The 19,547-nt window shown below is 65.5% G+C and carries 18 protein-coding genes; 9 read left to right on the forward strand and 9 right to left on the reverse strand.

Annotation, left to right across the window (positions count from 1 at the left end):
* Positions 1-7 precede the first annotated feature (7 nt).
* The gene (locus VN634_09815) at positions 8-3,208 is read right to left on the reverse strand and encodes an ELWxxDGT repeat protein (protein ID HXC51167.1); all 3,201 of its coding nucleotides are present in this window, start codon (positions 3,206-3,208) and stop codon (positions 8-10) included.
* A 135-nt stretch (positions 3,209-3,343) separates the two neighbouring features.
* Here VN634_09815 and rimO point away from each other — a divergent pair, with 135 nt between their 5' ends.
* The 4 genes from rimO (at position 3,344) to VN634_09835 (ending at position 7,054) form a co-directional block, all read left to right on the forward strand.
* On the forward strand, positions 3,344-4,663 hold the full coding sequence (rimO, locus tag VN634_09820) for a 30S ribosomal protein S12 methylthiotransferase RimO (GenBank protein HXC51168.1): 1,320 nt from the start codon (positions 3,344-3,346) through the stop codon (positions 4,661-4,663).
* Between the two features lie 191 nt (positions 4,664-4,854).
* Positions 4,855-5,280, forward strand: coding sequence for a TraR/DksA family transcriptional regulator (locus VN634_09825; GenBank protein HXC51169.1), 426 nt, complete (start codon positions 4,855-4,857; stop codon positions 5,278-5,280).
* Positions 5,281-5,302: 22 nt separating this feature from the next.
* The gene (locus tag VN634_09830) at positions 5,303-6,589 is read left to right on the forward strand and encodes a DUF4147 domain-containing protein (protein HXC51170.1); all 1,287 of its coding nucleotides are present in this window, start codon (positions 5,303-5,305) and stop codon (positions 6,587-6,589) included.
* A 222-nt stretch (positions 6,590-6,811) separates the two neighbouring features.
* Complete coding sequence (locus VN634_09835; GenBank protein ID HXC51171.1) at positions 6,812-7,054, forward strand: hypothetical protein; 243 nt, start codon at positions 6,812-6,814, stop codon at positions 7,052-7,054.
* A gap of 25 nt (positions 7,055-7,079) precedes the next feature.
* Here VN634_09835 and VN634_09840 read toward each other — a convergent pair whose 3' ends face one another.
* Positions 7,080-7,982 (reverse strand): TauD/TfdA family dioxygenase, encoded by a 903-nt coding sequence (locus VN634_09840; protein ID HXC51172.1) that lies wholly within the window; start codon positions 7,980-7,982, stop codon positions 7,080-7,082.
* A 184-nt stretch (positions 7,983-8,166) separates the two neighbouring features.
* Between VN634_09840 and VN634_09845 the strand changes: the two genes are divergently transcribed.
* Positions 8,167-9,855, forward strand: coding sequence for an FAD-dependent monooxygenase (locus VN634_09845; GenBank protein HXC51173.1), 1,689 nt, complete (start codon positions 8,167-8,169; stop codon positions 9,853-9,855).
* 301 nt (positions 9,856-10,156) lie between these two features.
* Here VN634_09845 and VN634_09850 read toward each other — a convergent pair whose 3' ends face one another.
* Positions 10,157-10,543, reverse strand: a complete 387-nt coding sequence (locus tag VN634_09850; GenBank protein ID HXC51174.1) for a hypothetical protein — start codon at positions 10,541-10,543, stop codon at positions 10,157-10,159.
* 102 nt (positions 10,544-10,645) lie between these two features.
* A complete protein-coding gene (locus VN634_09855) occupies positions 10,646-10,837 on the reverse strand; it encodes a hypothetical protein (GenBank protein HXC51175.1) in 192 nt (63 codons plus the stop codon).
* A gap of 166 nt (positions 10,838-11,003) precedes the next feature.
* Between VN634_09855 and VN634_09860 the strand changes: the two genes are divergently transcribed.
* Positions 11,004-11,543, forward strand: coding sequence for a DUF488 domain-containing protein (locus VN634_09860; protein ID HXC51176.1), 540 nt, complete (start codon positions 11,004-11,006; stop codon positions 11,541-11,543).
* A 6-nt stretch (positions 11,544-11,549) separates the two neighbouring features.
* On the opposite strand, the gene VN634_09865 is transcribed toward VN634_09860, so the two are convergent.
* From VN634_09865 to VN634_09885, 5 genes are all read right to left on the reverse strand, one after another.
* Positions 11,550-12,956 carry a hypothetical protein gene (locus VN634_09865; protein ID HXC51177.1) on the reverse strand — a complete coding sequence of 469 codons (1,407 nt, stop codon included), beginning with the start codon at positions 12,954-12,956 and terminating at the stop codon, positions 11,550-11,552.
* The gene (locus VN634_09870; GenBank protein ID HXC51178.1) at positions 12,953-13,567 is read right to left on the reverse strand and encodes a TetR/AcrR family transcriptional regulator; all 615 of its coding nucleotides are present in this window, start codon (positions 13,565-13,567) and stop codon (positions 12,953-12,955) included. Before VN634_09870 ends, VN634_09865 begins: the two co-directional genes overlap by 4 nt.
* A 130-nt stretch (positions 13,568-13,697) precedes the next feature.
* Positions 13,698-14,132: an STAS/SEC14 domain-containing protein gene (locus tag VN634_09875; protein HXC51179.1), complete on the reverse strand. Its 435-nt coding sequence runs from the start codon at positions 14,130-14,132 to the stop codon at positions 13,698-13,700.
* A 62-nt stretch (positions 14,133-14,194) separates the two neighbouring features.
* Positions 14,195-14,497 carry a hypothetical protein gene (locus VN634_09880; protein ID HXC51180.1) on the reverse strand — a complete coding sequence of 101 codons (303 nt, stop codon included), beginning with the start codon at positions 14,495-14,497 and terminating at the stop codon, positions 14,195-14,197.
* Positions 14,498-14,575: 78 nt separating this feature from the next.
* Positions 14,576-15,730 (reverse strand): SGNH/GDSL hydrolase family protein, encoded by a 1,155-nt coding sequence (locus tag VN634_09885; protein HXC51181.1) that lies wholly within the window; start codon positions 15,728-15,730, stop codon positions 14,576-14,578.
* 172 nt (positions 15,731-15,902) lie between these two features.
* On the opposite strand from VN634_09885, the gene VN634_09890 reads away from it, so the two are divergent.
* The 3 genes from VN634_09890 (at position 15,903) to VN634_09900 (ending at position 19,547) form a co-directional block, all read left to right on the forward strand.
* Positions 15,903-16,631, forward strand: coding sequence for a 7-carboxy-7-deazaguanine synthase QueE (locus VN634_09890; GenBank protein HXC51182.1), 729 nt, complete (start codon positions 15,903-15,905; stop codon positions 16,629-16,631).
* Positions 16,628-18,292, forward strand: coding sequence for a glycerol-3-phosphate dehydrogenase/oxidase (locus VN634_09895; GenBank protein HXC51183.1), 1,665 nt, complete (start codon positions 16,628-16,630; stop codon positions 18,290-18,292). Before VN634_09890 ends, VN634_09895 begins: the two co-directional genes overlap by 4 nt.
* Positions 18,293-18,413: 121 nt before the next feature.
* Complete coding sequence (locus VN634_09900) at positions 18,414-19,547, forward strand: phosphotransferase (GenBank protein HXC51184.1); 1,134 nt, start codon at positions 18,414-18,416, stop codon at positions 19,545-19,547.

The following is a 19,547-nucleotide window of genomic DNA, read 5'->3' on the forward strand; positions in this document are numbered from 1 at the left end:
ATTTCGCCTACGGCAACACCTGGACCCATCCGTCGTTCGAGTACGCGAACTGCGCGTTCCAGCACCCGAGATCGTTGCGGAGCTGGATTCGCGGCGGCGTCCACCCGACGCGCGTCGTGATCTGCGCGGTCTCGTCGCCGCGAAGCTTGAGATCGATCGATCCCCGCCCCGGGTCCGCGCTGCCCTTCAGCTTCAGCTGCAATGACCCGGTCGACGTCTTGCGCCGCAGAGCGAAGCCGGTGCTCGTTTCTGTCCAGCAGGGCTTGCTGCCGCACGTGCCGCCGGCGCCAAAGTTCACGTCCACGTTCAGGCCATCGTCGTCGTACACGCAAAGCGAGAAGCTCGTAGAGCTCGTGGGGTCGCCGAAATCTTCCTTTGCAGAGTCTCCGTGTTTCCAGGACCACGCTACTTGGGCCTTCGACGGATCAACGCTCGCCTTGATCTGGAAGCGACTTGCACCGGCTACCGGGGACTCACGGCAGTCTTCCGCGGCAACCGCGGGACATTCGTTGATGCATGCACGGGAGCATCCGTCGCCGTCGATGCGGTTGCCGTCGTCGCACTGCTCGCCTGCGTCGAGCGCGCCGTCGCCGCACGTCTCCAGCACGCATTCGTCGTCGCATCCGTCGCCGGGTTGGGCGTTGCCGTCGTCGCACGTCTCGCCGGCATTGAGCGTGCCGTTGCCGCAGTGGGCAGGAAGGTCGTATGCCCAGAGCTCTCTTCCATTCTGCGTGGTCGTTGCCGCGAAGAAGATTCGCGAGCCCGATCTCGTAATCTCGCCGGGTGTCGACCCGCCAAGGCCGGCATGAATGTCGGCGATCAGGTGCGTCCTGGACTCGGTGCCGTCGGTCGTCCACAGCTCCGGACCGGTGACGCCGTCATTGGCGCGGAAATACGCTCTTGCACCGACCGTTTCGAAATCGCCCGGATCGCTTCCGGCTGCGCCTGGACTGATGTCGGCGACGAGCGTCGTTCCGCTCACCGTTCCGTCACTGCGCCAGAGCTCGCGCCCGCTACCGGCTTCTTCGGCCGAGAACAGCACGCCGTCTCCAAAAACGGTCACGTCCTCGGGCGACGAGCTCGCCGGACCCGGGTTGATGTCACCGGCCGGAACGGTGCCGATCTCGGTACCGTCGGTGCTCCAGAGCTCCCGCCCGTTCGAAGCGGTGGTTGCACTGAAGAAAACGCGATCGCCGACCTTTACGAAACCTGCCGGACTGCTGCCGCCCGTACCCGGCTCGATGTCCGCCAGGCGCGAGGTGCCGGCTCCGGTTCCATCCGATATCCATAGCTCCAGGCCATGGGCCGGGTCCGAAGCCGTGAAGAGTAGCTTCCCGCCAAGAACGGCAGAGTCGAATTCGAACTGGCCGCTTACCAGAGTGACGTCGGCGACCTTCGACGTGCCGGCCACCGTTCCGTCTGTCTTCCACAGCTCGTCCTGATCGGCCTCGGAGATGCGGCGCACGACGATCATCACGATCGTGCCGGTGTCGACGAATCCGAATGGGCTGTGCACGGGATGAAAGGGGCACAGTTCTCCCTGGCAGGATGCGTACGGGAAGGATGCAAGCTCGACTTCGGCGCCGAAGGTGCCATCGCTGGCGAACGCTTTGCCGTTTCTCGCGAAGAACAGCGAGTCGCCGACCGGCGTGAAGTAGGCGGCTCGGCCGTAGGTCATTCTCGAGAGGCCACCATCCGGCTGGCGAATCCAGATGGAGTTACCGTCGCTGAGCACGATGTTTCCGTTCCAGTCCGCAAAAGCTTCCGGCTGCAGGTTTACGCTGGTGGTGCCTGCGAATGTGCCATCACTGATGTGCAGTGAGGAATCGAAGAAGCGGCCGAACGCAACGCTGCCTCCACTGGCAAGCAGCCGCTCGGGATAGCTGCTCGCTCCCAATGCGGAACCGAATGACGCGAGCAGCACCGTGCCCGCCTCTGTTCCGTCGCTTGCCGAAAGGCCGCTCGAGGCGCGAAACACGAGTAGTCCGCTTCCGGTCGCGACCGGGGTATCCGACGGACCGATGTCGGCGACGCGAGTCGTTCCGGCGTTCGTGCCATCGGTACGCCAGAGCTCATAGCCGGATCCCGTCAGGAAGTAGGTGAACCCACCGGAATTCACGAAATGTGTGGGAAACGAGCCGGACGAACCGACTACAATATCGCGAACGAGAACCGTGCCTCCGGGCGTGCCATCGGTTTTCCAAAGCTCGTTTCCCGTAGCTCCGTCATCCCTGCCGAAGTACACCGTGCCGCCTCCATCGAACGGAACCGTCGTGTCCGAGTCTGAAGCGAGGGCAACCGTTCCCGCTTCGGTGCAGTCGCTCGCGTAGAGCTGCCGTGTCCCGGGTACAAAAAACAGTTCGGTGAAATAGAGTTTGCCGCCCGACTTTGTCAGCGATCCGCTGATCGAGCCTCCGGGAACGTCCACCACGAGATGGGTGCCGGCCTCCGTCCCGTCGCTGACCCAGAGCTCGCGTCCTCCAGTGCCGTTCGCCGAAAAGCAGGTCTGCCCGCCGATGCTGACGAACGACTTCGGGAGGGAAGAAGCTGCGCCCGAATTGATGTCGGCAACGCGGTAGGTACCTGCTTCGGTTCCGTCGCTTCGCCACGCCTCGGTCCCGTCGACATCTTTCGCCGAAAACCAGGCGATGCCGTCGACATCTGCCAGATCGCCCGCGTAGTCGATGTCCGCGATGCGTACGGTCCCTGCCTCGGTACCGTCACTCTTCCACAGGTCGTAGCTCGTGGCGGAGTCGGAAATTTCAGGAGCCGACGCGAAGTACAGCGTGCCGCCGATGTTCGTCAGGTCTTTGATGCTTTCACCGGCGGACGCGACGCGCACGGTACCGGCCGCGGTCCCGTCGCTCTTCCAGATTTCGGGATGTCCCGACAAGCTGTTGACGAAGTATGCCGTGCCGTCGACATCACAGAAGTACGTAGAGGTCGCACCAACTTCGGTGAGCTGTCGCATTCCTGCGGACGTTCCGTCGGTGTTCCACATCATCCGGAACTCCTCGTAGGCCGCACCTTCGATCAGGAACACGCGGCCTGATGATTCGCCCAGCACGCTCACAGACGAGAGTCCGCCGCTGTTGAGATCCTTGACGAGGTACGGAATGCCGGCGGATGACATTTGCGGCAGCAACGTGAACGAGGTCACGAGCCAGCACCGGAGCGCATGGCGATACAGTCGGTTTGTCGTTGTCATTTCGGCCTTCCCCTCGACCGGTCGAGACCGGCGAGCAAGAGTGCACTGCCTACCAGAGCTGGGTCAAGCAGGTTACCGCCGCAGAAAGCCGCGGTTTTCCCGCGCCGGCTCCCGAGGCTATGGACAGTTCCCTCAATGGAATCGAAGAAAATCTATCTCGCCCGTCTCGGGTGCCCGAAAAACCAGGTCGACGGCGAGCTGATGCTCGGCCGCGCGCTGGCCGACGGCCATTCCGTCGTGGCGAATCCCGACGACGCCGACATCCTGGTCGTCAACACGTGCGCATTCATCGCGCAGGCACGCGAGGAATCGGTCGATACGATTCTCGAGCTCGCGCGCATCAAGGCCGCGCGCGAAGGACGGCGCCTGGTCGTCACCGGCTGCATGGCCGAGCGCTACGGCAGCGAGCTGACGAGCGCGATCCCCGAGATCGACGCGATGGTCGGAACCGGCGCGCTCGACCGTTTTCCCGATGCTCTCGTTGCGCGCGGCGGAGAAATCTTCCGCGCGGCCTCGCGGCACTATCTGCCGTCGGCGTTGATGGAGCGCGCGGTCACCGAAACCGACGGATCGGCCTATCTCAAGGTCTCCGAAGGCTGCGATCACGAATGCTCGTTCTGCGTGATCCCGTCGTTCCGCGGCAAGCACGAGAGCCGTACGATCGAGGACATCGCGGCCGAGGCCGAGCATCTTGCGGCCGGCGGCATCGTCGAGCTCAACCTGATCGCGCAGGATCTTTCGGCGTACGGACGTGACCTCGGCATAAAGGACGGACTCGCCGGCCTTCTGTGGCGGCTCGGCCGCGTGCGGGGCCTCGAGCGCGTGCGCTGCTTCTACCTCTATCCGAGCACGCTCAGCGACAGCGCGCTCGATGCCATTCGCGACGTGGACAACGTCGTTCCGTACATCGACATACCGCTGCAGCACGCCGACACCGACGTGCTGCGCGCGATGCGGCGCGCGAAAGACACCGGGCAGATCCGTCGCGTCGTCGAGCGCATCCGCGAGCGCATCCCGGGTGCCGCGATCCGCAGCGCGTTCATCGCGGGCTTTCCCGGTGAGACCGAGGCCGCTTTCGAGCGGCTCTGCGAGTTCGTCGTCGAGACGCGCTTCTCGAACATCGGCGTCTTTGCGTACTCACCCGAGGAAGGAAGCGGCGCCCATGATCTTCCGGGCGCCGTCGATCCCGACGAAGCCGTGCGCCGGCACGACGTGCTGATGTCGCTCCAGCAGCAGATCACCGCCGAGCTGCTCGCCGCCCAGGTCGGCAGCCGTCAGAGGCTGCTCGTCTGCGGCGAGGACGAAGACGGCGCGTGGTTCGGCCGCACCGACCTGCAGGCTCCGGAGATCGACGGCGTGACCTTTCTCGGGGGCGCCGGCGGCGAATACCGCCGCGGCTCGCTCATCGACGTCGAGATCACCGGCTCCGAAGGCATCGACCTGTTCGCCGAATAAAAAAGGGGACAGGTACATTTATTTTTCCTGAGCAAAATGGCGGGTTCGCTCCGCGAACGTCGAATGCGACTCGTTTGTTCTCGAATGCGCCCGCCAGGCCGATCTTTCGTGCCCCGGCGCATTGACGAACGGGCATCTCGTCACTAAGGTGTCCCGCCTTTCGCCCGGCAAGGGGCAACCGGAGTAGGAAAATGAGAAAACGCGACCGCGACAAGTTCCAGCTTAAGCTTCTCGAAATGCGCAAGGAGATCCTGCGCGTCATTCAGGAAGACATGAAAGAAGGTCGCGAGGGCGAGGCCGGAGAAGGCCGCGACACCTACGATATCGCGAGCGACGAGCGCGACCGGGAGATCAACCTCCTGCTCGGCGACCGCGAGCGCAAAAAGCTCCAGCTCATCGAAGACGCGCTCCATCGCATCGACACCGGCGAATACGGCGAGTGCGAGGAATGCGGCGGCGAAATCGTCAGCGGGCGCCTCGACGCGATGCCGTTCACGCGCCTGTGCGTGACGTGCCAGGACGAGCACGAGCAGGCCCAGCGCACGATGCACGTCGACTCGGGCGGCATGGCCGCGCCGCGCTACCCGGCCAACGAAACCGAAGACGATTCGTTCTGACGGCAGCCTCCGCGCCGACGCGATGTCGGCGTGGACCGCCGGCCTTCGCGCCGTCGACGCAGAGTCGAGCGTCCGGCGCGCGCTGGCGGCTCGTCCCGATCTCGATCCCGCCGATCCTCGAACCCTCGTCGTCGCAGCCGGCAAGGCCGCGGCCGGAATGCTGCGTGGTCTTTGCCGGGACGATGCGGGCGCGCCTCGAATCGCTCGCGCCATCGCGGTGCTCCCGTCCGGCGCCGACATCGCCGGTCTCCCTTCGACGGTCGAGGTGCTGCGCGGCGGTCATCCGTATCCGACCGCGGAAGGTCGTGCGGCAACGCTTCGGGTCCTCGAGTCCGCGCGCACGCTCGGCGACGGCGATCGCCTTCTGGTGCTGCTGTCCGGTGGAGCGTCGGCGCTTCTCGAAGCTCCCGCGGCCGGCGTCGATTTCGAAAGTCTCGCCGCCACCTATCGCGCGCTCGTCGCGAGCGGCCTTGCGATCCGGTCGATCAATCTGATTCGCGGATGCCTGTCGGCGGTCAAAGCCGGCCGTCTTGCCGCTGCAGCAGGGCCCGCGCGCACGACGACGTTCGCGATCTCCGACGTCGAGGGCGACGACCCGGCCGTGATCGGATCCGGGCCGACCGTCGAGCCCGTGCTGCCTGTTTCCGAGCGCTGCCGCCGCGCGCTCGACGTCGTCGCAGACGCTCACCTCTCGTTGCCGCCACGCGTACTCGAATTATTGCGACGCAGTGCAGAGGCATCCGAAGACAAGCCTGGACAGGCCCGCTTTGCGATCGACTACACGGTCATCGCATCGATCGGCAACGCCATCGGCGCCGCGCGCGACGAGCTCGCACGGGCAGGCTACCGCGTGATTGCGCCGAACGGCGGCGAGCGTCTCTACGGCGATACCTCGATCGCAGCAGCGCGCATCGCCGAGGTCGCCGGCGAATGCGCGGCGGCTTCGTCATCGCAGCAGCGCTGCGCCGTCGTGTTCGGCGGAGAGACGACCGTCGCGGTGCCGCCCAGCGGCGCTGGCCGCGGCGGCCGCAACCTCGACGTCGCGGCGCGAGTCGCGCTTCACGTTCGTGATCGCGAGCGCATCGCCGTGATCAGCGCGGGCACGGACGGTGTGGACGGATCCAGCCGGGCGGCCGGCGCGATCGTCGACGGCGGAACGTCTGGTCGCTGCGAGGTGGCCGGATTCCCGCTCGCCGCTGCGCTCGAAGCGTTCGATACCGAGCCGGCGCTCGACGCCGCAGGCGATCTGGTCGTGACCGGGCCGACCGGCACCAATGTCGGCGATTTGACGGTCGTCGTGACCGGCTGAGGCCGGCCCCAAGGTCGCTGTCGCGGCCGATTCGCAGGTCGCCGCCGCCCCGACACCCGTTTTTGCTGAACATTTTCACCGCCCGATTGGGACCCGCAGCCCCGGCGATTCATTTTCAAGAGCGATTCAAGAACTTCTCAAAGGCCTTCCGGCCGAAGCAGCGCATCCTCCGACCATACCGCGGCCGCCCACTGGGGGCCGCAAACAACGGAGGACTCCAAGATGAACGTTTCCACCTCGCTCCCGCCGGTTCCCAGCAGCCAGACTCTTTCGACCTGGACGTCCGCGCTCCTGCAGCCCGTGCTGCGCAGGGCCGTTGCCAGGAAGTTCGCGCGGCGAGTGGCCGCGACGCCCGCTACGCATCTCGCGATGACATTCCGCCGGCGGGTTTCCACGGCAAGGTCCACCGACCGCTTCCCGATGTCGTTCGCGAAGAGATTTCCGACCGTACACGCGGCCCACTGAACGCGGTCGATGCGAGCAGGCGACGTCAGTTGTCGTCGCGCGTTCGCGCACTCCCCAGGTAACTCTGAAGTTGAAAGTCGCGATGGCTGCCGGCCGTCACGGTCTTGAGATAGGGCTTCCACCGCGGCGGCGTTGCCGGCTCGGGCCGGTCGCCCATCACGGTCACGCGCTGGATCACGCGCTCTCCTTCGAAATCGTTCAGCACGTGATGCTGCGTGCAGCGGTTGTCCCACATCGCGATCGTGCCCTGCGTCCAGTGATAGCGCACCGTAAAGCGCGGGCTCGCAACCCAGCGAGTAAGGAACGGCAACAGCGCTTCGCTCTCCTGATGGCTCAGCTCGACGATGCGGCGGGTGAAATGCTCATTGACGAACAGCGCCCGGCGGCCGGTTTCGGGATGGGTCCGAACCACCGGATGCACCGCCATCTGTTCGGGCTTTCCATGCGGCTGCGCGTCGTGCAGCGCGGAAAGCCCGTCGAGGAAGTCGCGCATCGGCGGCGAAAGCTCTTCGTACGCCTTGTACGTGTTCGTCCACATCGTGTCGCCGCCGAACTCCGGACATCTGACCATGTGAAGGATGGCGATCAGCGACGGGCTTCGCTGGCATGACAGATCGCTGTGCCATTCGTCGGCGACTGCACCCTGGCCGCCGTACGCATGCAGCTCGAAAAACTCCGGACGCTCGGCATTCAGACTGAGGTTCGGATGCGACTCGAGCTCGCCGAAGAGCTTTCCGAAAGCGATATGCTCGTCGGGCGTCAGGTGCTGATCCGGAAAGAACAGCACCAGATGCTCGGTCAGAAGAGCGCGGATCGCTTCGGCGTCGGCGCGATCGGCTTCCACCAGCCGAATCCTGCGGATTTCCGCTCCAAGCGAGCCGGAGAGTTTTCTTACGTCCAGCGTTGCAGTCTTTGCGGCGGTCGACATGGTGCACCTCCGATTCGCTTCTCGAGCGAACCGCCGCGCCGTCGGGCGCGCGGCTGCCGGACGATAGCAGGACTGCCCGCGTGGATCGACGCCCCGCGCAGGCAGCGTGTCTCATCCCTCAGCGTGAGCGGAACGGTCGCCGCAGTTGCGGCCCCCGGCTATCGTCGATCGAGGAGACCTGAGGATGCCTGTCTTCCAGCCGAATCGCGGAGTGATCGTTCTCGGCGGCGGCCCCGTGGGCCTGGCTGCGGCGCTCGAGCTGGCGCGCTTCGGCGTGCGCAGCGTCCTCGTCGAGAAGCACGCCGCGACGTCGTGGCATCCGAAGACGCGCAACTTCAACACGCGAACGATGGAGATCGCGCGGGGATGGGGACCGGCCGTCTACAAGCGTCTTCGCAGCATCGACACTCCGGACGGCTGGAAGAGTCCGATCCGCTTTCTCGAAAGCGCGGTGGGCAAAGAGTTCGGGTTCATCGAGTCGCGCGGCTTCGAGGGGCCAGGCCCCGATATAAGCCCTGCGCTGCCGTCGATGACTTCCCAGGATCTGATCGAGAAGATCCTCGTCGATGCCGTGCGCATGTCGGGCATGGTCGAGCTGCGATTCGCCACCGAAGCCACCCGCCTCGTCACGGGCGGCTCGCCGGCCGACGACGGTGTCGAGCTCGAGGTGCGCGACGTCGCGACCGGCAACATCGAAACGTTGTCGGCAAGTGCGCTGGTTGCAGCCGATGGAGCGTCGAGCCTCGTCCGCAGTGAGCTCGGCCTGCGGATGGAAGGCATCCACAGCGTGACCAACGTCGTGAACTGCTACTTTCGCGCCGACATCGAGCGGCTCATCGGCGAGCGGCGCGGCGTGCTGTTGTTCGTGACCAACGAGCACGCAAGGGGCGTGCTGCAGCCGCTCGACGGTGTCGGGCGCTGGCTCTGCCAGATCAACGTCCCGATCGAAGAGTGGTCGCTCGAAGTGTTCACCAAGGAGCGCGCACGCCAGTGGCTGCGCGCTGCTGTCGGCGTTGCGGACTTCGAGCCGGAGATCCTTTCGATCGGTCTCTGGCAGCTCAATGCAACCGTCGTCGAACGCCTCGTCAGCGGCCGGGTCGTGCTTTGCGGCGACGCCGCCCACCAGTTTCCGCCGACTGGAGGCCTCGGGGTCAACACCGGGCTGCAGGGCATGCACAACGCCATGTGGAAGCTCGCCTGGTGCGTGCTCGGCAAGGCAGGATGGCCGCTGCTCGAGACCTACGACCTCGAGCGGCGGGGCGTGGCGAAAGAGATCACGTCGCAGTCGCTCGAGAACACGATGAACGTCATGCGGATCAACATGGCCGCGATGTCCGGAGCCGAGAGCGGTCTCGATGCCGAAGAAGTGATCGCCGCATCACGCCGCTACGGCAATCATCTCGGCGTCGAATTCGGCGCCGCCTACAAGTCACCGGCGGTCATCGCCGACGGCACCAGGCCTCCCGCGGTCGAAGATCCGTACTCGGATTACATCCAGTCGGCGACGCCGGGATGCAGGGCGCCGCATATCTGGCTCGGGCGTCGCGATGCCCGCTTCTCGACGCTCGATCTGTTCGGTCCCGGGCTCACGCTGCTGGCGGCGTCCGGCGGATCGGCGTGGCGCGACGCTGCAGCGTCGATCGCGCGCGAGCTCGATACACGCATCGACTGCTACATCATCGGTGATGCAGGTCTTGCCGACGGCGACGCCTTTGCTCGCGCCTATGGAGTGGGGAAGGCCGGCGCAGTCCTGGTGCGCCCGGATGGTCACGTCGCATGGCGTAGCACCACTGACTCAGGTGCTCGCGAGCTCGGCCAATGCGTGCGAACGATCCTCGCGCTGCCGAGTGGGCAACGGTCCCCGTATTCCTGATCGTTGTTCTTCGACCCTCCGGATGCGCGCTTCCATCGTCTTCCGAAGCCTGGCGCCGCATCACATTTTGAGCCTTGTCTCATCGCGCGACGATCCCGCTTGCGAGGCAGATTCCGATCGGCTCGATGCGAACGCGGATGGCAAACCTTGTTGCTCGATCGCGCCCGCGTACGATGTTTTCAACGTTGTAGATGTCTCGGCGGGGCGACCACCCCTCAACAGGAGAATCGACGATGAGAACAAGATTCCCGCTTCGCATCGCTCTTTGCCTCGCGGTTCCGTTCGTCTTCGCCATGTCGAGTCAGGCCTCGGCCGGCTGCCTGAAAACCTGCAGCCACGAGATAAAGGACTGCGCCGCTGCGGCGCGTCCGACGCTGCTCGACTGCAGGCTCGAGTGCCGCTCGTCGGCATCCGACGGTGGAATGGCCGACTGCATGGCCGGATGCAGGGACGTCCTGACCATGACGAGGTCCACGTGCCGGACCGGACGCTCGAGCTGCATCGATGCATGCAGGGCCGGCGTGGATGATCCGTCCCAGAACCCTCCTCCCGATGATCCGTCCGACGATCCATCGGACGATAACCCGGGGAATTCCTCCGGCACGAATTCGGCAAGCTGCATGGGCCAGTGCGGGCAGACGCTCGGAAGCTGCGCGCATGACGTCGCCGCCGGCGGCGCTTCGTGCATCAAGAACTGCGCATCGGCGGAAGACCATGGGGCCTGTGTCCGCGGCTGCACGTCGGCGGCGCGAGAAACCGCCAGTGGCTGCAAAGCAGACGCGCGGTCGTGTCACGAGGATTGCGGATTTCCTTCCAGCTCGACGACGACGCTGTCGGGATTGCCGACCACGACGTTGTCGGGTCCGACGACGACCGAGCCGGCTGCGACGACGACCCTGCCCGGCGCGACCACGACCTCGACGCTGCCCGCTTGTGAAAATGCCAGCGCACCGACGTGCGGCGGTACGTGTCTGTCGAGCACGGCGGAATGTCGCGAGGATTCGGGAAACGTTTGCGCTTGCTTCGAGTGACGCTGGGCGTTCTCGTGTCCACACCGACGAGCAGGCGTTGCACCGACGCCTGCTCGTGAAGGCGGCCCGGTCATCCGGGCACCGCGCGCTGTGACCTCGGCATGAGCTCGAAGATCCATGGCCACGATATGGACCATCGGACACTCGACACGCAGCCTCGAGGAGTTTCTCGAGCTGCTGCGCGCGAATCATATCGAAACGGTCGCCGACGTGCGCCGCTATCCTGGCTCGCGCAAGTTCCCGCACTTCGGTCGCGATGCGCTTCGCGAGGCACTCGCCGCAGCCGGCATCGGCTACGAGCATTTCGTCGAGCTCGGCGGCAGGCGAAAGGCCAGGCCGGATTCACCGAACACTGCGTGGAGGAGCGAAGCGTTTCGCGGCTACGCCGACTTCATGATGACTACCGAGTTCGACAGTGCGATCCGCAAGCTTGTCGATCTCGCGGAGCGGCGACGCACGGCGATTCTGTGTTCGGAGGCCGTATGGTGGCGCTGCCATCGCGGCCTCGTTTCGGACTGGCTCAAGGCCGACGGTCACGACGTCCTGCACATCACCGGACGAGCCGTTCCGGAGCCGCATCCGTACACGTCCGCGGCGTCGATTGCCGGCGGACGTTTGTCGTATTCCGGTGTCGCGTCGGCTGACGCCGGCGAATGACCTCCCTCAGGCCGCTGCGTGCGGCCGAGCGGCCTTGATCAGCTTGAACTTTCCGGCCCCTTCCTCGCGTGCGATCCCCGGCACGACCTTCACACGGATCGTCGGCCGAACCGCGCCGAGCTCACACAGACGATCGTGAAGCGTTCGCTCGACGGCGCTGCGGACTTCGTTTTCGGCCGCTCCACGCGACAGCGCGAGGGTTACGTCGAGTCCCGAATCGGTCTGTTCGATCTGATACTGGGAAACCGCAGCGACCGCCGCCAGCGGGCTGCGCAGGTGAATCGGATGGACCTTGACGGTGCCTCCGCCCTCACGCCGCATCTCGAGGATGTCATCCGAGCGACCTTCGAGCGCGATGATGCGCGCGAACGTACGGCCGCACGCGCATGGATCCTCACTGACCGAAACCAGATCCGTGATCTCGAAACGAATGAACGGCTGGCTCCAGTTGTAGAGATTGGTGATCAGGACCTTGTGCCCGGGTTGGCCCGGCGCCACCGGACGGCCGTTCTCGTCGACAACCTCGAAGATGCATCTGTCCTCGTAGATGTGCAGGCCGCAGTGCTCGCTGCAGTCGGTGGCCGTGATCCCGGTTTCCGTCAAGCCGAGGCAGTTGAACGGCTCGCGGCCCCAGGCCTTGCGCATGCGCTCGGTCATCTGTTCGGTACGCACCTCGCTCGTGGTCGAGACGATCGCCGGCGCGATGCGCAGCCGTCCTTCGAGCTGTTCGGTCGCCAGCAGATCGAGCACGGACGGATAACCGGTAAGGGCATCCGGCTGTTGTTCGTTCAGTTTCGAGACCAGCTCGTCGATCGGTTGCGTCGCGCTGAGACGAAGCGGGAGAAAAAGGCCTACCGACATCGACGCGGCGCCGCGGCAAGTCATGTGCTTGACGTCGGGAGCGGCGATCTGGGCGAGACGGCGGCGGCGCGGCAACCGCGGAGTCAGGCCCATCATGCGGCTCCACCGCAGCGCACCGTCGAGAAAGCCGCGCCAGGCACTGCGATCGTACACGTAAATGCCCTTGCGGCCGGAGCTGCCGCCGGAGGCCATCACGCGGTATTCGTCGAGGAAGAGCTCGTCGGATGCACCGACTTGCTGCAGATGCTGCTCGAGAGCCGAACAATGCAGGCGAGGGCTGGTTACGAACTCGTCGAGATGGTCCATCATCATCGACTTGGTGACCGCGGGCAGTTGCTCGAGACGAACATCGGACCGCGAAAGCCTGCCGCCGTAGAGATCGCGGTAAAACGCCGAGTGGGAAGTCGCGTGCTCGACGAGCGCGGACAGACGCTCGTGCTGGAACGACTTCAGACGCTCTCTCGGCCATCGCTCGCGCTCGGCGGAGCTGCGGCTTCCGGCGAGCGCGCTGGCTACGTCCTGCGCGTTCTTCCACCTGTAGCCGAGCGTCATCGCACCGCTCTTTTTTTTGCGCGGGCAGGCAGCTCGCGTTCTGGGATCTCGAGACCGAAGATCATCGCCCTGTTCGTCATTTCCATCAGGCGAGGTGGAAAGCTCGATCCTTCTGCGCAGCGCTCGAGCACGGCGCCGGTACCGAGCGCGAGCACGCCGCGGGCAATGTCTTCGGCCGGGATCGACAGCACGAAGCCGGTCTCTGCCGCCTCGCGTTCGATGAGCGCCGCAATTGCGTCACGAGTCTGCGCGTGAAGGGCGGCGTAGCGGCGGTTGAGATCGGGATCGCGCGCAGCGTGCAGCCGGAACTCGATCGACAGCAGCGACCACTGCTCGTCTCCACGAAGCTTTTCATCCCACTGACGGCTGAGTGCCGTTGCGAGCTCGGCCGGTCCGCGCACGGTCTCGGCGGAGCGGCGCATCTCGGCGACCCGCTGCACGATGCGCTGCTCGAGAAGCGCGAGGAAGAGATCGGCCTTGCTGCGAAACTGCGAGTAGACCGCGCCTTTGGTAAAGCCGGCCTCGTCGGCAATGGCGTCGAGCGATGTCGCGTGGAAGCCCCGTTCGATGAACACGGTGCGCGCTGCCTCGAGGAGGCTCTGGCGGGTCACTTCGGCTTGTTCGGTGCGAGTGCGTCGCTTCGCCATACCGGTAGTATTGCAATACCGGCGGTATCGAAGTCAAGCCCGCGGCATGGAAGCCCCGCAGGGTGCGCCCGGGAGCGTTCCAGCCGTCTGGCGCTCAGACGGCCGCGGTACGACTCTGGGGGTTGCGGGGTTCGGACGCCCAGTCGATCGCTTCGTCGAACTCGTCGTAGTCGAAGCGACGGATTTCAGCCTCGACGAAATGCTCGGCGATGTGCGGAGCGATGCTCGCGAGCTTCGTGTCGGCCGCGAGCGCAATCCGGTCGATGTTCCGATGATGCTGTCGCACGAAACGGATGTGCCGCAGGAAGCTCGCGAAATTTTCCCATCCGGGAAACTCGCGCGCGTGGATGACCAATCCCGTCAGCCGCCCGTGATCGCGAATCCAGCGATCGGCAGTTTCCGAGAGTGAATCGAAATCACCGGCACGCAGGGCGCGCGCGACTTCGACCACGATGGTCCCGCGATCGGCGAGCAGGCGATGGGTTACTTCGGCGGGCTCGGTGACGGGTTCGGTGAAATGTTCAGACATGGCTCAACCCCTTGCGAACGCCCTGCGTGGCGTGGACGACGTTCGCGGAATGAAGATTGCGATCACCAATCCGGCTCCGGCGCGAGCGGCGGCTCGGGAGGAAGCGGTGGCTGCGGAGGTCGTGCTTCCTCCGGGGGCCATGCGGGACTGATCGGTCTGGGCAGGATGTCCGAGTCTTCTGATCGGGGTGAATCCGGCTGAAGCGGCGCGTTTGCCATCGGATCCCGGTTTTCTTCCACCGCGTCGCCGTCCCAGGGTGACAAAGGATCGTTGTCCTGCATGTCGACGGACAGCAGCCACACACCGGCAAGCAGGGCTGCGCGAACGAGGATCGGGACTTTCACGCACGTACCGACGAATCTCATACGATTTTCCTTCGCGCGGGATCACGATCGGCGCGCAGATGGACCACGAACGCCGCATCGGCCGGTGCACGCCGCGCCTCAATGCCTCGCGGCATACTCCTTCGCCAACGGTCGCAGGATCTCGGTGACTTCGCGCCCGAGCAGCGCGTTCGCATCGGGATTGAGATGGTTGTCGTACTTGAAAAGGATCGGACGCTTCTGCGATTCGGCGATCAATACCGGCGCCAGGTCGTGGTACTCCACGCTCGGGTCGACGTCCTTCACGAAATCCAGGTGCGCCCAGCCGCTGATGTTCACGATCACCAGCCGGAATTTTTCGGCCCTGGAAAGCTCGACGAACTTTCGAAGAACGAGCATCGTCCGTTCGGACGCGGTCGGAACATGGGTGCCCACCGATGACGCGAGTCCCTGCCGGTCGGCGTCGGTTTTCTGCCATCGCTCGGCATCCTGCTGCTCGAACTCCTGCCTGTGCTGCGCGAGCGCGAGCCGGAAGCTCAGATAGCTGGCTGCGTACGAGTGACGCACCAGCCAGCCGCGCTCCTTGAACAGCGGATCGTCGGCTTTCAGGTAGAGCGTGCCGCCTTCCTGGCGCTGCGCAGCCTGCTCTTCCCGGGACAACGCCTGCGACGGCGATTGTGACGCTTCGGTTGGCGCCGGCAGATCGATTCCGCCGTCGCGAAAGAGGTTGGGCCGCTGCCTCCTGGTATCGACGAAGTTGATGAAGATCATGACCACGTCGGGGCGGTAGCGCAGCCCTTCGCGCGCGAGAAAAAGCAGCTCCGCCTCGGTGCCCCAGCCCGGTACACCGGTGTTGATGACCTCCACGCCGTCGAGCTGGTCCTCGGGAATGTCGGTGAACCGGGCGCCGTACGGAATGCCTGTTCCGAACGTGAAGCTGTCGCCGAGCGCGAGCACGCGAAGCTTTCCGGGCGGCTTGGCGTAGTCGTATTCGCGATCGCGCAGGCCCTTGCTGTTGATGCGGTAGACGACCGAGAAATCCGACGTCACCTGAAGCGCCTGCGTGTTCGGCACGAGCGTGACCCCGAGGGTCTCGTCGGGCTGGAGCAGGACGCGCGGCATCCGGTCCGCGTTGGTCAGCTCTTTCAGATAGAGCCGGTAGTCGATGCCTTGCCGATATCCGTCGAGCCGGAATCCCGCCTCGGTCACGAGAAAAGCGAACACGACGGATGCCGTCACCAGTAGCGCGCGCTTCGCGACATCCGCCCCGCCCATCGCCGGAGCCTAAGAGAAGCCGGTCGCCCATGCCACTTTCTGCGATCGTCGGCATCCGGGCCTTCGGCCAGTCCTGGAACACAGGAATGACCCGCCGGCTTGCTCGTCGTCGCTGCCAGAGCCGGTTCGTGTTATGCGGACGCGGATGGCTGCCGCTTCACCATCGGCATACTTGAGCGAGATCTTCGCGTCGTTTCAGGGCGAAGGCTCGCGCGCGGGCCAGCGCCACCTGTTCGTGCGCTTCGCCGGCTGCAACATCCGCTGCCGCTGGTGCGATACGCCGGATTCTCTCGTCAAGGTTGCGTCGTGCCGCGTGGACTATCCCGGCGGCGGCTCCGATGTTCTGGCGAATCCCGTTTCCGTCGAGCAGCTGGCGTCGATCCTCGCCCGCGCTCTCGAAGAAGACCCGTCGATCGCGATGATCGCGATCACCGGCGGCGAGCCGATGGTGCAGAGCGTGTTTCTTGCCGAGTGGCTGCGCCGCGTGCCGCCGGCGCGTCCGTGCCTTCTCGAAACCAACGCGATGTTCGCGAGCGCACTTCCGGAAGTGCTGCCCGGAATTTCAATCGTCTCGGCCGACGTCAAGCTCCCGTCGAACACCGGCGAGCCCGCCCTGTGGGACCGCCATCGGGAATTTCTCCAGGCGTGCGGCCAGACCGAAACCTACGTGAAGATGCCGGTCGACGCCGGCACGGATCCGTCCGAAGTCATTCGCGCGGCGACGCTCGTCGCCGAAGCCGCGCCCGGCGCGATTCTTTACGTGCAGCCGGTGTCCGATCCTCAGACCAACGCATGGACGATCGGAGTGGGACGCCTTGCCGAGCTTGCGGCGCTGGCTGCGACGCACGTCGCCGACACCCGCGTGCTTCCGCAGATCCACAAGCTGGTCGGCGTTCGATGACGGCGCACGCCGGTCCGCTGCGCCAGCGCGAGCTCACCTGGGAACGTCTCGAGTCCGAGACGTTCGACGTCTGCGTGATCGGAGGCGGAATCAACGGCGCTGCAGTCGCGCGCGATGCGGTCTTGCGCGGCATGACGGTCGCGCTGCTCGAACGCTGCGATTTCGCGTGCGGAACCAGCAGCCGCTCGTCCAAGCTCGTGCACGGCGGCGTTCGCTACCTGCAGCAGGGCGACGTCGCGCTGGTGCTCGAGTCGTGCCGCGAGCGCGACGTATTGCGCACGCGCATTGCGCCGCATCTGGTGCGTGCGCAGCGTTTCGTGTTCCCGATTTACGACGACGACTCGACGCCGGTCTGGCAGCTTCGCATCGGGCTGACGCTTTACGATCTGCTGGCAGGTTTCCAGAATGTCGCGCGCCACAAGCATCTGAGCGTGGCCGCGCTGCGCGAGCACGAGCCCGCCATTGCCAGCGACGGCCTGCGCGGCGGAGCGCTCTACTACGATTGCTGGACCGACGACGCGCGCCTGACGCTCGAGACGGCGCTCGCCGCGCGCGGCGCAGGCGCAGCCATGCTCAACCATGCCGAAGTCGTCGCGTTCGAGAAGGATTCGACCGGCCGCGTGGTTGCAGCCGGCGTTCGCGACCGGCTCGGCAGCCGCGAGGCGACGGTGCACGCGCGCTCGTTCGTGAACGTCGCCGGTCCGTGGCTGGACGCGGTTCGCCGGCTCGACGACGGCGGCGCGCCGCCGCGCCTTCGCCTGACCAAGGGTGTTCATGCGATCTTCGACCGCTCGCGCATCGGCAACCGCGACGCGGTCGTGATGCGCGGCATCGACGGCCGCGTGATGTTCGCGATTCCATGGCAGAGCCAGTCGGTGATCGGTACGACCGATACGTTCTATACCGGCGACCCGGCCGAATGCCGCGCCGAGCCCGACGACATCGACTACATCCTGGCGGCCGTCAACCGCGCGTTCCCGCAGGCGAATGTGACCGCGCGTGACATCATTTCGGCGTATGCCGGGCTGCGCCCGCTGGTCGCGCCCGAAGACGAGCGCACCGCGTCCGAAGTCAGTCGCGAGGATCAGGTCTTCGAAAGCCCCGCCGGCCTTCTGTCACTCGGCGGCGGCAAGCTGACGACGCATCGCAAAGTCGCCGAGCTGCTCGTCGATCGCGCGGCCGAAAAGATCGGCCGGCGCGTCGGTCCGTGCCGCACCGCCGAAGTGCCGTTGCCCGGCGGCGCCGGGTTCCCGGCCGGAGAGGCCGCGCGCGACGAGCCGCAGTCGACGGCCGAACACATCCGGCAGCGCTACGGCTCGCTCGCCGGAGAGATCGACGCGCTCGTGCGCGGCGACGGACGCCTTGGCGAGCGAGCCGTCGACGATCGCCCCGACCTCGTCGCCGAGCTCGTACACGCCGTCGAGTTCGAGCTCGCGTGCTCGATCGACGACGTCCTGTCACGGCGCGTGCCACTCGCACTGCGCAGCCGCGAGCGTGCCGGTGATGTCGTCGTTACGGTCGGCGACGTGCTCGCGTCTCGCCTCGGATGGGATGCGGAGCGGACCCGAGCGGAGGTCGCCTCGTATCGCGAGTATCTGCGGCGCGAAGCGGCCGCCTTTCGCGAGGGCGGCAGTCGGGAAGCCGAGGAATCGGCGGCTTGAAGACCAGCCGGGGTTTCGCTGTCTGTGCGCCTCATATTGACTTTGTTCCAACGCGGCGACATATCCGCCCGGGCTTTCTTTGTTTTTTTTCAGAGCCACGCAGGCGTGACGTAACCAACTGATGCCGCTGCAACCACTCGCCCTCGACAAGAAGGCTCTCACCGACATCGCTGCGGAGTACGGGCTCGGCAAGCTTGGTCCGTCGAGCGGCGCAATTCCGCTCTGGGGCAACAAGCGCTACCTGCTCGACGTCTCGAAGACCTGCTACGAGTTGCAGGTTCGTTCGCTCGAGGACGAGTTCGATCTGCGCAGGGAGCTCGAGCTTCTTTCTTTCCTCGAAAAACACGCGTTTCCGAGCCCGCGGCCGGTGGCCGACCGGCGCGGCCGTCATTTCCTCGAGCGCGAAGGGCACTACCTGGTGCTCTACCGGCTGGCCAACGGCAAGATGCCGACGCCGGCCGCACTCAACATCAAGGCCGTCAACAGCCTCGGGCGCGCGATCGGCCAGCTCCACATCGTCGGGCGCGGCTACAAGAAGGCCATCGACAACCGCTTCGGCTTCGAGAGGATCTTCGAGGCGTATGCGGCCGTGCGGCGGCGCATTCCTCCGTACTTCAAGAAGATCATCCGCACGATGGACGAGGAGACCGAGTATCTCGGCAACTACCTCGAGACCAAGCTGCCGAAGGGAATCATCCACGGCACCGTGCACTGCTACGGGCTGCTCGCCCGCGGCGACGACGTCGTCTCGATCGGAGACTTCGATGCGGCGTGCCGCGGCAAGTACGTGTTCGACCTTGCCACGGCGGTCAACGCCGCGTGCTTCGTCGACGGCACCTACGTGCTCGAGCGCTTCGAATCGATGATGGCCGGCTACGAGTCGCTTCGCACGCTGTCGCTCGCCGAATGGGATTCGTTCCCGAACGAGCTTCGCTTTGCCGCGCTGCGCTTCGCGGTCACGCGCCTGTGCGAGTTCTTCGACGGCGAGCCCGACGAGACCGCCCGCATCAACGATGACTTCCGCGAGTATCTCGATCGCCTGCGCGTGCTGCGCCGCGAGAAGGAAGGCGGCATGGAAGGCCTGCTGATGGCGATGGCCACCGGCTACGACTACCGCAAGTACCAGCGCGTCAAGGGCGGCGAGTTCGAAGGCGACGAAGAAGGCGTGCCGGTCGAGGAGCTCGACGAGCCTCTCGACGATGACGAGGACGTCGACGATCTGCCCGACGACGAGGACGAGGTCCTGGACGACTGA

Source organism: Candidatus Limnocylindrales bacterium (assembly GCA_035571835.1).
GTDB lineage: Bacteria > Desulfobacterota > Binatia > UBA1149 > CAITLU01 > DATNBU01.